The sequence below is a fragment of the Sphingobacterium sp. LZ11T8 genome (assembly GCF_024261425.1).
Classification (GTDB): domain Bacteria; phylum Bacteroidota; class Bacteroidia; order Sphingobacteriales; family Sphingobacteriaceae; genus Sphingobacterium.
The window spans coordinates 15,064-28,132 of record NZ_JANBZY010000001.1 but is presented as its reverse complement, the minus strand read 5'-3'; the positions used below and the strand labels follow the sequence as shown (position 1 = coordinate 28,132).

The window sequence follows — 13,069 nt, the reverse complement described above, 5'->3', positions numbered from 1 at the left end:
GTATTTGAGTACATTTGCGCAGGAAACATCAAGTATGAGAAAAGCTTTATTTCTATTTTATTTTCTTGTCTTTTATGCGATTACCCAATTATTGTGGTGGGGATTTATCTTAGTAAAGTTTGAACCCGACCGCAAGGGAATGATCATAGGAGAAGGTCTGATTTTCTTGTTGATCTTTATATGGGGAGCTTTGAAGCTGAAGAAACATGTAAAAAGAGAACATGAGATCAGCCAGCAACAGCAGAACTTCCTATTGGCCATCACTCATGAGCTTAAATCCCCCTTAGCATCTGTAAAACTCTATATTCAAACGATATTGAAACGTGATCTGGATAGAGAGCAGCAGAAGGTCTTTTTAGGGAATTCCCTAAAGGATATCGAACGCTTGGATGATCTGGTTGAAAACATCCTGTTGACGACTAAATTAGAGAATAGAGCCTATCAACTGCCGAAAGAGGCTTTTAATGTCACTGAATTGGTGGAGCAGATCGTGGATAGATTGCAGAAGAATGCCTGTAAATCCCAAGTCATCAAGCCTGATTTGGACGGAGATATTGAGTTGAAGGCAGATAAATTTGCGATTAGCAATGTGATTACAAACTTGATTGAAAACGCTGTAAAATATTCACCTCCTTGTGCAACTGTTTATGTCAAGTTGAAGAAACAGGGCAATAACCTGTTATTTTCGGTTACAGATCATGGCGAAGGAATACCTGATGATGAAAAAAAACTTATATTTAATAAGTTTTATAGAGTAGGTAGTGAAGCGACCCGAAAAACCAAAGGCACTGGTTTAGGGTTATATATTGTTAAGACAGTATTACAAAAACACAATGCAACCATTAGGGTAAAGGATAATACCCCTACTGGGAGTATCTTTGAAGTAATTTTTGAAAATTATGCAAACTAAACAACGTATACTATTAGTTGAAGATGAGGAACATCTGTTAGAAGCGATCAAGTTGAATCTAGAGCTTGAAGGCTACCGTGTGACGACGGCAACAGATGGTAAAAAAGCATTAAAAATATTTAAGGAAGAACGTTTTAACCTGATTATCCTGGATGTAATGATTCCGGAAATCGATGGCTTCCAAGTTGCAGAAACCATAAGGCTTCAGAATTCGGAAGTTCCTATTATGTTCTTGACGGCCAAAAACAGTTCAGAAGACCGTATTACAGGCCTTAAAAAGGGAGCTGACGATTATTTAGTGAAACCATTTAACTTGGAAGAGCTGATTTTGCGCGTGAGCAACCTGATCCGCCGTGGTATGAAAGGAGATGACCTAAAAGAGTTGAATTCATACAGTATTGGTGACAAGACCATCTATTTCAATTCCTTTGAGCTACATCATGCTGATGGTAGCATTACTTCTTTGACAAAGAAAGAAACGATGTTGCTTAAATTATTGATAGAGCGCAGAAATGAGGCAGTTTCCCGTGAGCAGATCTTGGAGACAGTTTGGAATTATGATGTGTACCCATCAACACGTACGATCGATAATTTTATCTTGACCTTTAGGAAGTATTTTGAACCTGATCAAAAGCATCCGATTTATTTCCATTCCATCCGTGGAGTCGGTTATAAGTTTACAGACAACTCGAACTAAACGAATAGATGACTAATCAAGCTCGAAAAATAGTAATCGCAATTGCGATTGCTTTTCTATTGTATGCCATTTATGCCAAGCATTATAATATTGCGGTCTATATCTTTGGAGGTATTACCTATTTGGTATGGAGCTACCTGAAAGAGGGCACCGTTTACTTGGCGACCCAAGCTTTTCATAAGCAAGATTACGAGAAAACAAAGAGATTGCTGGCTGAGATCAAGAATCCGGATAAACTACGTAAAGGAAGGAGAAACTTTTATGAGTTTATGATGGGCAATATAGCCTTGAAGGAGGATAGGATCGAGGAGGCCGAATATCATTTTCAGCTAGCCTCAAGGTTGCCTTGGCGTAAGGACAATGAAAAGGGAATGGTCCTGATCAATCTAGCGAACATCAACTTGAGGAAGCATGATTATGAAAGAGTGCAGGCCTATTTGGATGTGGCGAGTAAATTGAGGCTGACGGCCAGACAACAGTCAATTATTGAGAAAATACAAAACGAAGTAAATAAGAATAAGTAGTGGACAAAAATTTGAAAAACGATCTATTGATTCGCGCTGCGTTGTCGCAGCCTACGGAACGACCTCCAGTATGGATGATGCGTCAAGCAGGAAGGTTTATGAAAGAATATTGGGAAATCAAGAACAAGTATTCTTTCTTGGAAATGTGCAAAACCCCTGAGATTGCCGCAGATGTTACCATGCTGCCAATAGACCTATTAGGTGTTGATGCAGCTATTTTATTTTCGGATATCTTGGTTACGGCCGAGGCAATGGGGGGAGACCTATCCTTTGAACAAGGTGTAGGCCCGAGATTCTCCAATCCGATTAGGACAGTGCAAGATACCGAGAATCTATCGGTAGATTGTTTGGATAAACTACAGTATGTTGCTGATGCCATCAAAGTAATCCAAGGCCGATTAGACGGTAAAGTGCCTTTGATCGGTTTTGCAGGAGCGCCATTTACCATTTTGAGCTATTTGGTTGAAGGTGGTTCTTCCAAGGATTTCAAATTGACTAAAACCTTGTTGAACAATCAACCTGAATTGGCACATTCCATTTTGCAGAAGATTGCCGATGTAACGATCAATTACATGAATATGCAAATCGATGCAGGTGTTAATGCGTTGCAGTTATTCGATAGCTGGGCATTGGCATTATCATGGAATGATTACCATGAGTTTTCGCATAAATACAATAAATACATTATTTCTAAATTGAACAGAAAAGACGTACCGGTTATTTCTTTCTGTAAGGGAAGTTCTGTATTTGCACCGATTATGGCAGAAGCACAACCAGATGTGGTTTCTGTAGATTGGAATGCTGATTTATTGAACATCAAAAAATCATTGCCTAACAATATGGCTGTTCAGGGTAACCTGGATCCATTTGTGCTTTATGCAGATAAGCCAGTGATCAAGAAAAAGATCTTAGATCTATTTGAACGTATGCGTGGAGAGGATGGATTCATCTTTAACCTTGGACACGGTATCATGCCTGATATTCCTTTTGACAACGTGAAATACGCTGTAGAAACCATTAAGGAATTCAGATACTAAGAAAATATCAAATTTAGATATGGGAGCTGTCACGATGTGGCAGCTCCTTTCTTTTTAGCTATTAATTCATTACCCTATCATGTCAATATTTGCTGATTTAATTTATATTTTTGAGGATTAATACAAATTATGGTCTATCTATACGCGAAAGCAATCCATATTATTTTTGTTATCTGCTGGATGGCTGGGCTTTTTTATATGCCGAGGTTGTTTGTCTATCATACGGAAGCCAAACAGAAATCTGAAATCGAATATCAAGTTCTGCATAAGCAATTTGTTATTATGGAGAATAGGCTGTGGTGGGTGATCACAACGCCTTCAATGTATTTAGTCATTATTTCTGCCTTGGTCATGCTCTATATCAATCCAGTGCTGTTGTCTACAGGATGGATGCAGATCAAGTTGGGTTTTGTTGCGGCCTTGATAGCCTATCACTTTATCTCCCAAAAGATCATGTACAGGTTAAGGGATGAAAAGTCCAATTGGACCTCAACGCATCTACGGATGTGGAATGAGGTTTCTACGATTATCTTGTTTGCTATTGTCTTCCTGGTGATCCTTAAATCTGCAATAGGATGGGTATTTGGTGTTCTGGGAATCTTTGGGTTGGGAATTTTACTGATGATACTTGTTAAGCTTTATAAGAAATACCGAAAGAGTAAAGGGGAGCAGGTTGACTAATTTATATGCTATGAAGAAATTACTTTGGATATTATGTGCTTTTATTTTTCCTATTTCCCTACATGCGCAGGAGCATGATTGGGCCTTTGGGATTTACAGTGATCTAAAATTAGACGATGCAGCTTATAATGCCAGTTTCGGGGTTCAGGGTAAGTATGATTTTACGAATCGATCTGCGGTCCAAGCCCAGATTCATGGAAGAGGAGATCTACTGGCTGTTGGTGCCGACTATCTTGTGAGTATTTTTAATAAGGAGAAATCCAATTTCAATATCTTCTTGGGTGCAGGTTTGGGACAAGAGTTCTTTACCTATGAAAATGCAGTTGGCGCTGAAGGGGATGAGCCCATGCCTAGAAAGGAAAACTTTACCAAAGCTAATGGGCAAGTAGGGATCAGTTATTATTTCCCAAGTGTAGATTTATCTCTTTATACAGGATATAAAGTGAAATATCAATTTAAAGATGAAGTTACTGAGCCCAATTATGTGATGTTGGGACTGAGATATCATATTTGGTAATTGTTTTGGAGGTTAATTGCCTCCAAAACAGATATATTTTACCTCGATATACTCATCGAGACCATATTTTGACCCTTCTCTACCTAAACCGGATTGTTTAACGCCTCCAAAAGGTGCTGAAGCATTCGAAATCAATCCTGTATTTACTCCTACCATGCCGGCTTCCAATTGCTCCGCAACGCGGAAACATTGATGTACATCTTGGCTAAAGAAATAGGATGCTAGGCCAAATGGAGTGTCGTTGGCCAATTTGATTGCCTCTTCTTCAGTCTTGAATTTGAATAAAGCACATATAGGGCCGAAGGTCTCTTCCGTTGCAATGATACTATGGGCAGGCATATTGGAAAGGACCGTTGGTTCATAGAATAAACCTTTCATTGCTTTTCCACCGGTCTCAATTTTTGCTCCTTTGTCAATAGCATCTTGCACATGTTCTTCAACTTTTTTAAGTCCTTCTTTATTGATTAATGGACCGACCTGAGATGTTTTCTTTAAGCCATCCCCAACTTCCAATGCTTTTACTGCTTTGCTTAGTTTTTTGGTGAATTCATCGTAAATATCCTCCTGAACATAGAATCTATTGATGGAAACACAGGTTTGTCCTGTATTCCTAAACTTACCTGCCACTGCACCTTCAACAGCTTTGTCAATATCTGCATTGTTGAATACCAGGAATGGGGCATTTCCACCAAGTTCAAGGGAGATCCTTTTGATCGTTGAAGCTGCCTGTTCCATAAGGGTCCGACCAACCGAGGTAGATCCTGTAAAGGAAATCTTCCTGATTTTCTCATTAGTGGCTAATTCTTTTCCTATTCCTTTGCTGTCTTTGGAGGTAATGACATTCAATACTCCCTTCGGAACTCCGGCTTCATCGGCTAATTTTGCCAATGCAATAGCGGAGAAGGGTGTTTGGGAGGCGGGTTTCAGTACGACGGTACAACCGGCTGCCAAGGCAGGGCCAACTTTACGTGTGATCATCGCCAAAGGGAAGTTCCAAGGGGTAATCGCCGCAACGACACCAACACCTTGTTTGATGGTTTGCATCCTAGCGTTTCCAGCAAGTGAGGGGATGGTTTCCCCATAAGCACGTTTTCCTTCTTCCGCAAACCAGTCAATAAATGAATTGGCATAATCGACCTCGGTTAAGGATTCCTTAATAGGTTTGCCACTCTCTAGGGTCATGATCTCTGCGAGTTCCTGTTTATGCTCATTGATCAGGTTGTAAAGATTCCTTAAGATTTTAGATCTTTCGCCTACAGGTGTATGCTTCCAAGGGTCCCAAGCTTTGTAGGCGGTGTCAATAAATTTCTGACAGTCTTTTACCGTTAAGTTTGGTAAAGATCCTACAGGTTTTAAAGTAGAGGGATTGATGACTTCAAATGTGTCTTTGGAACTGATAAAAGATCCATTCAAATATGCTTTTTCTATTAATAGCGAATTCTTCATAGTCAATTTTTTATTCGAACAAATGGGAATGGTAAATGTTTAAGCCAAGAATAAAGACCTTAGATAAAAACAAAATGGAGGTTTTTAGGCCTCCATTGTTATTTTTTAAAGATTACTTAGGGTGTGACCCATTTTGTCTCTTTTTGTTTTCAAATATGCTTCGTTGTATTTGTTGGGAATGATTTCGATTGGTACATTATCGACCACTTCAAGACCATAACCGATCAATCCTGCACGTTTAGTTGGATTGTTGGACATTAGGCGCATTTTGGTGACACCCATGTATCTCAAGATCTGAGCTCCAACACCATAATCACGTAAATCTGGTTTGAAACCTAATTCTAGGTTTGCATCAACGGTGTCAACGCCAGTTTCTTGAAGTTTATAGGCATGTAATTTATTGACAAGGCCGATTCCTCTACCTTCTTGGTTCATATAAACGATAATACCTTTTCCTTCTTTCTGGATCATCTCCATAGCTTTATGGAGCTGAGGACCACAATCGCAACGGCATGAGCCGAAGATATCGCCGGTGACGCATGAGCTGTGCACACGTACCAAGATAGGTTCATCTTCTTTCCATTCACCTTTGTATAGGGCCAAATGCTGTTCGCCTGTATTCTTTTGGGTAAATGCTTTCATTTTGAAATCACCCCATTCTGTTGGCATTTCAACACTTACTTCCTCTTGGATCAGCGTATCATGCTTCAAGCGATATTCAATAAGGTCTTCAATAGAGATGATCTTAAGGTCGAATTTCTCTGCAACCTTTATTAAATCTGGAAGGCGAGCCATTTCACCATCATCCTTCAAGATCTCGACTAGCACACCTGCTGGTTCAAAACCCGCAAGACGAGCTAAATCTACTGAAGCTTCTGTATGACCGGTCCTGCGCAATACCCCACCATCTTTTGCGATCAATGGGAAAATGTGACCAGGACGACCTAATTCCTCAGGCTTTATATTGGGATCAATTAATGCTTTGATTGTTTTTGAACGGTCAGAAGCTGAAATACCAGTGGTACAGCCATACCCTTGAAGGTCTACAGATACAGTGAAGTTGGTTTCATATACAGCTGTATTGTTGTTGACCATTAAACCTAAGTTTAATTCCTTACAACGTTCTTCGGTCAATGGAGCACATACCAAGCCTCTACCATGTGTGGCCATAAAATTAATGACCTCTGGAGTGGCATTTCTAGCTGCGGTTACAAAGTCTCCTTCATTCTCACGGTCTTCATCGTCTACAACAATGATAACCTTTCCAGCTTTAATGTCTTCGATTGCTTCTTCAATCGTATTTAATTGAATTTTCATTTGTTTTAAATATTAATGCAAAGGTAGGGGTATTTAGCCATTATTTTATAAGTAAGTTGTCATAAAAACGCTATTGGGTAAGCAAACCAACTGAATCTAATCGACCTCAACGGGCATATGCTTGTTTCTGTACTCGCTTGGCCGAATCTGATAATGGTCAAAGTACACTTTAGAGAAGTGATGTGCATATTTAAAACCAGTTAAATATGCGATTTCCTTGATCTCTAATTCTGGGTTTCTTAAGAGTTCCTGTGCTTTTTTCATCTTTTGCCTCCGGATGTACACAAAGACGGTGTCGCCAAAGAGTTCTTTAAAGCAGTTTTTAAGTTTAAATTCATTGATTCCAAATTGCCTACATAAAGTCTTGATACGTAGGTCCTGATGATAGTTTTGGTCTAAAAACTCCTTCAATGACATCATGTTATCGATATCAGATTGATTCCATTTAACTTGGTTGATCTGGTTGTTTGCTCCAGCAAAGACCGTTATCATTAATTCTATGGCTTTGATTCGAATGAATTGTTTTGCGAAGTCGGATTGGTATTGGTGATGAAGCAAATCCTGGATCAGCTGTTGTTGTTGGGCAGTTATCAGTGTCGCTTTTCTACAGAAAGTGTAATTTTTTAAAAGGAAATGCGCTTTTAACTGTTGCTCTGAATAGCCTTGGGTCCCTAACAACTGGAATAGAAATTCCTGATCCATATAGATGTCCAATACCTTTCGAGAGCTATTGTAAGCAATGTGTCCTTGGGGATTGGGAATATTTATGAATTGATAGTGGTTGCTTGGAATTATGATGCAATAATGGTTTTTACTTTCGAAATGGCAATTTCCTTCAATTTCAAATTGGACTTTTATCAGATGCGAATCATGCTGGATGCTTAATTTAAAAGGCTTAAAAAGATTCCATTCTTGATATTTGATGGATATGGACTCATCATTAAACTCTAACAACCTTCCTTCCATGTATTCATTGGACAGAAACCTGCTCGAAAAACCATTGTCTATTTGTAAGTTTTCAGCATTTGTCAATTGATCATTCAGTTGCTCCCTAGCATAGAATTCCTTAAATGTAATTGACGGTAATTTATCCATTATTTGTTGTTGAATATCCCTTTTTTGTTATCAAGGGGTATTCAAAAGTAATACTTTTGCAGCATTATTTATAATTATTCTAAATAGGTTTCTTGGACAGTTTGGGGAACTGTCTGTCTTCAACGCAGTAAGAAATAAGGATTCTAGTTCAGTAGGCTGTTTCCGGGTCAGGATGAAAAGAAAGATAAAATGTTGGAAACCGTCCGATAAAACGCAGACTACTTATGAAAACAACAAATAAAACAGTGAATTTTAATTATTTATTATGCTATTACAAATCAAACTATGCACCATTCTATTGTTGTTTTCCCTTACAGTTCAAGCTCAGTCCGTTATTAAAGGATTGGTGCACAATGAAAATAATGAACCTCTAGGTCAAGTGACCGTATTGCTTAAATCGACTTCCAATAACACCAAACAAGTGATTTCAACTGACCAGAAAGGCTATTTTACTCTCGAACTGGAATATGGAAACTATGATCTACAAATATCATATCTTGGTTATTCTAATTATATTAAAAAAGATCTTCACTTAGCTTCCAAACATGTTGATCTGGGAAGCATAAACCTATTTCCTTCCTCTCAATCCTTAGAAGAAATAGAAATTAAGGGTGAAAGAAAGTTAATTGAAAGACTCTCTGACCGAATGGTAATCAATATTGAAAACAGTATCCTTTCCGACGGTATGACAGCTCTAGAAATCCTTCAACGAGCTCCGGCTGTTAAAGTGGATGACGATGGTAATATCAGCATGCGCGGAAAGTCTGATGTCGCCGTAATGATCAATGGTAAATTGTCCTATTTATCCCCTCGGGATCTTGCAACTTTGCTAAAAGGGACATCCTCATCATCCATCAAAAGTGTCGAATTGATTACGAATCCCTCCGCTAAATACGATGCCCAGGGAATGGGTGGTATGATCAATATTGTTATGAAGAATGATAAAAAGGCAGGCTTCAATCTGTCGGTCAATAGTTATGGGGGAGCTGGAAGGAAAGAAAGATATGGCGCCGGTTTTAACCTGAATAGTCAAAAGAACAAGTGGAACTTTATCTTAGGTTTTGACAAAGGCTTTAGAGGTGAAGAAGAATATCGAACCTTTAGCCGCTTCTTTGAAAAGAATCCAACAGAATCCCTAAGCAGAAAGTCCATTCAATATTCCCATACCAACGAACCCCTACAGACTAATAATGCAAAGGCGGGTATTGATTTTCAGGCTACTGAAAAACTCAGTTTGGGTATTGGCTGGTCAGGAAGCTTTGGAACCTATAAGAACTTTAACCAAGGTTACAACAATATCCTTTTCAGTAATGAAGAGCTTATTTCCAATTCATTGACCGATAACAGCAATATCAGTAAATGGAATACCCATACCTTAATGGCCAATTTGCAGCAGAAAATAGGTTCGAAGGAGAATTTACTGTCTGCAGACTTTGAATACCTAAATGCCGATTATAAAGCGGATCAAAAATTGACCTCTGATTTTCAAAAGACCATCCATCAGCCCGCCTTTCTTTCCAAAAGAAAGAACCAAACCCCCTCAATTACCAAATTATATGTAGGCAAGCTTGACTATTTACAACATATCAATGAGCATCAGCGATTGGAACTAGGTTGGAAAAGCAGTTTTATGAATGCCGATAATAATGCGATCAATGATACCTTAAAGGCAGGTAACTGGGTGAATGATGGAAGCACCAGCAATCATTTTCTTTACGAGGAGCATATACATGCTGGATATGCTAATTATAATTTAGAATCGAACGACTGGAATTTCACGGCTGGCCTAAGGGTTGAAAAGACCTATTCATTAGGGAATCAACTGACCAGTAAACTTCAAAATGAACGAAATTATACCAACTGGTTTCCAAGTACCTCCATCAGTAAAAAAATTGGAGAAAAACATAATGTGCAGTTTTCATATAGTAAAAGAGTCAATAGACCTGACTATGGAGATCTGAATCCCTTTCGCTATTATATCGATGCATTTGTTTTCTACGAAGGAAACCCTCTTTTGCAACCCGAATTAGCCAATGTGTTTGAATTGAATTATAGCTTTGGAAAGAACCTGCATGCATCCTTCTATTATACCGATGTGAAGGATGTGATGACAAGTGTATTGACGCAAATCCCAGCTCAAAACGTGACTATTCGGTCCATTGCCAATATTGAAGGCTTCCGGAACAAGGGTGTGAATGTCAACCATTCCTATGTTCCCCTGAATTTTTGGACAACCATTAATAACGTCAATATTTTTGAAAACCACTATTTCGGTGAGTTTAACCAAGAAAAAATTGATAACCGTGAATGGTCCTATACAATCCAATCCAATAATATCTTTAAACTGCCAAAAAAATGGTCCTTAGAGTTAAATGGACAATACAATTCTCCACAAACAGATGGGGTATTACGTCAAAAAGGATTTGGTTTTATGTCTGCAGGAATAATGAAAAATATAGGGAGTGATAAGGTCGCCCTAAAACTGGCGGTCAATGATATCTTCAAATCTATGACCTATCAAACCGAATCTTATGCCGGTGGAGTAAGGATGAAACAGAACTTTAACCTTGATAGTAGGACTTTCATTTTTTCAGCAACCATAAAACTTGGAAAGGACCTCAATGGAAGACATAGGAAAAAGGAAAGTGATGAACAGAATCGGGTAAGGGGAGGAAGTTAACCCAATCGATAATGAAAAATCCACCTTCCCCAAGGTGGATTTAAACCAAATTAAAAACTATATTGACTAACTAACTCTTTATTAAGAATGATTTGTTAAATGTGAGGAAATAGATTAAGCCATTTAAAATAGGTTTAGGTTAATTATTCCCCACATATCAAATCTTTTTACAAATTCTTACATGTTTTTGAATAATCGAAAATAATATAATTAGCCTTAAGGAACTTTGCCTTAATTAACAAATATCTACACTATATTAACAGGTAGTTGACGAGATTCGATATTCTATCGCGTACTATTGATTCATTCCAAACAATTTTTTGGCTCCAGCTATTAATTCAGATACACTACCTTTGAAATATTATGAAAAAACTATTAATCTGTTTAATCAATTTATCAATCTGTACTACCTTGAGCGCACAAAACAATTTAACGGCAGAACAATCAAATCCCAAAGAAATGGGGTGGATGAAAGGCTTTCCACCTGCTAAAGACAGCACCCTGTCCCTGTTTGATGGCAGTTTTTTTCAATTTCCAGGCTTACGCTATAGTGTCTGTCATATGCGTGAATTTATGCCGACCAAAGTGGTTCAGGCAAATCAAAATGATAGATATAGCTTTGAAAGCAAAATAGACAGTGAATTGGATAAGGTGACTTTTATTCCATTGGGAGAAAAATCTCCAATAAACTTTAAAGAATCATTGGATAAGACTTATGCCGATGGCATTATCATTCTGCATAAAGGGAAAATTATTTATGAAAAATATTTTGCAGAGCTGGATCAGGAGGGTACCCATGCAGTAATGTCTGTAAGCAAAACTTTTACAGGTACTTTAGGGGCCAGCTTGGTTGCTGAGGGCATATTGGATGAAAATAAATTAGTCCAGGATTATGTCCCAGAACTCAAGAACTCGGCCTTCGGAGATGCTACTGTCAGACAGGTCTTGGATATGACCACTTCCCTGGATTATTCGGAGGATTATGCTGATCCGAATGCAGACATTTGGGTGTTTTCGGCAGCAGGAAATCCAGTTCCGGTTCCTAAAGATTACAAAGGGCCGACCAATTATTATGAGTTTCTTGAAACTGTAAAAAAAGCAGGGAAGCATGGCGAAGCTTTTGGTTATAAAACCATTAACACCGATGCAATGGGCTGGGTAATCAGTAGGGCAACTGGTAAAAGCATCCCTGAATTGCTTTCAGAAAAGATTTGGAAACCCATCGGAGCTCATCACGATGGATATTATCAAATTGACCGCTCTGGAATTGCGTTTGCAGGCGGTGGCTTTAATGCCAACCTGAGGGATTTGGCCATGTTTGGGGAGATGATCCGAAACAATGGTCAGTTCAATGGCAAACAGGTATTAAAGAAGGAGGTTATTGATGATATCCGTAAAGGAGGGAAGCAATCGGATTTTGCCAAAGCAGGCTACAGCAATTTAAAGGACTGGAGCTACCGCAATATGTGGTGGATATCCAACAATAAGCATGGTGCATTCTGCGCAAGGGGCGTGCATGGACAGACGATTTACATAGATCCAACCGCCGAAATGGTCTTGGTTAGATTGGCTTCCCACCCGGTGGCAAGCAACACCGCCAATGATCCATACTCTCTGCCCGCTTATGATGCCGTAGCAAACTATCTGTTGAACAAGAAATAACCAGAAGGCTCTCAGACAAGACTGAGAATTTTAGGTAAAAATATAATCAAAGCAACTACAACAGCGGTCACTGCGCTGATTAAAACAGCTCCAGATGCTAAATCTTTGATGATCTTAATATGAGGATGAATATCTGTGGTCAAATGGTCACAGATATTTTCTATTGAAGTATTTAAGGTCTCCGTAGTAAAAACAAAACCAATGCAAATCACGATTGCAACCCACTCCATACTACTTATTTCAAGTAACCAACCGGCAACCACGACCATGATTGCAGCAATGACATGGATCCTGGCATTATGTTCAAGCTTCAAAAGATGAACTAATCCAGCAAAGGAATATTCAAAACTCTTGATTCTTTTTTTAAGGCTGAATGGCTCTTTTTCTTTGGACATTTCTCTTTATGATAATTATTGCCGAACTGGATTTTCTCAAAGGTATCAATTCCTGTTTATTTGAAAAAGTTAGGGACAATTAATGAGAATTTGATGGAATAAAATATT

Annotated in this window: 12 protein-coding genes; 8 read left to right on the top strand and 4 right to left on the bottom strand. The window is 38.6% G+C overall.

Annotation, left to right across the window (positions count from 1 at the left end; translation table 11 throughout):
* Positions 1 to 34 precede the first annotated feature (34 nt).
* From NLF99_RS00120 to NLF99_RS00095, 6 genes are all read left to right on the top strand, one after another.
* On the top strand, positions 35 to 910 hold the full coding sequence (locus NLF99_RS00120) for a sensor histidine kinase KdpD (protein ID WP_185210870.1): 876 nt from the start codon (positions 35 to 37) through the stop codon (positions 908 to 910).
* Entirely contained in the window at positions 900 to 1,607 is a 708-nt protein-coding gene (locus tag NLF99_RS00115; protein ID WP_185210868.1) for a response regulator transcription factor, read from the top strand. Before NLF99_RS00120 ends, NLF99_RS00115 begins: the two co-directional genes overlap by 11 nt.
* An 8-nt stretch (positions 1,608 to 1,615) precedes the next feature.
* Positions 1,616 to 2,131: a hypothetical protein gene (locus NLF99_RS00110; RefSeq protein ID WP_185210867.1), complete on the top strand. Its 516-nt coding sequence runs from the start codon at positions 1,616 to 1,618 to the stop codon at positions 2,129 to 2,131.
* Between the two features lie 11 nt (positions 2,132 to 2,142).
* A complete protein-coding gene (hemE, locus tag NLF99_RS00105; protein ID WP_254526927.1) occupies positions 2,143 to 3,168 on the top strand; it encodes a uroporphyrinogen decarboxylase in 1,026 nt (341 codons plus the stop codon).
* Between the two features lie 129 nt (positions 3,169 to 3,297).
* Entirely contained in the window at positions 3,298 to 3,849 is a 552-nt protein-coding gene (gene hemJ, locus NLF99_RS00100) for a protoporphyrinogen oxidase HemJ (protein WP_254526327.1), read from the top strand.
* Positions 3,850 to 3,859: 10 nt separating this feature from the next.
* Positions 3,860 to 4,366, top strand: coding sequence for a hypothetical protein (locus NLF99_RS00095; protein WP_254526326.1), 507 nt, complete (start codon positions 3,860 to 3,862; stop codon positions 4,364 to 4,366).
* Positions 4,367 to 4,378: 12 nt separating this feature from the next.
* On the opposite strand, the gene NLF99_RS00090 is transcribed toward NLF99_RS00095, so the two are convergent.
* The 3 genes from NLF99_RS00090 to NLF99_RS00080 form a co-directional block, all read right to left on the bottom strand.
* Entirely contained in the window at positions 4,379 to 5,812 is a 1,434-nt protein-coding gene (locus NLF99_RS00090) for an NAD-dependent succinate-semialdehyde dehydrogenase (protein ID WP_254526325.1), read from the bottom strand.
* A 105-nt stretch (positions 5,813 to 5,917) separates the two neighbouring features.
* On the bottom strand, positions 5,918 to 7,129 hold the full coding sequence (locus tag NLF99_RS00085; protein WP_185210858.1) for a bifunctional 3,4-dihydroxy-2-butanone-4-phosphate synthase/GTP cyclohydrolase II: 1,212 nt from the start codon (positions 7,127 to 7,129) through the stop codon (positions 5,918 to 5,920).
* A gap of 96 nt (positions 7,130 to 7,225) precedes the next feature.
* Positions 7,226 to 8,224: a helix-turn-helix domain-containing protein gene (locus tag NLF99_RS00080; protein ID WP_254526324.1), complete on the bottom strand. Its 999-nt coding sequence runs from the start codon at positions 8,222 to 8,224 to the stop codon at positions 7,226 to 7,228.
* 265 nt (positions 8,225 to 8,489) lie between these two features.
* On the opposite strand from NLF99_RS00080, the gene NLF99_RS00075 reads away from it, so the two are divergent.
* A complete protein-coding gene (locus NLF99_RS00075; RefSeq protein WP_254526323.1) occupies positions 8,490 to 10,904 on the top strand; it encodes an outer membrane beta-barrel protein in 2,415 nt (804 codons plus the stop codon).
* 363 nt (positions 10,905 to 11,267) lie between these two features.
* Positions 11,268 to 12,566, top strand: a complete 1,299-nt coding sequence (locus NLF99_RS00070) for a serine hydrolase (protein ID WP_254526322.1) — start codon at positions 11,268 to 11,270, stop codon at positions 12,564 to 12,566.
* 11 nt (positions 12,567 to 12,577) lie between these two features.
* Here NLF99_RS00070 and NLF99_RS00065 read toward each other — a convergent pair whose 3' ends face one another.
* On the bottom strand, positions 12,578 to 12,961 hold the full coding sequence (locus NLF99_RS00065) for a diacylglycerol kinase (protein WP_254526321.1): 384 nt from the start codon (positions 12,959 to 12,961) through the stop codon (positions 12,578 to 12,580).
* Positions 12,962 to 13,069 lie beyond the last annotated feature (108 nt).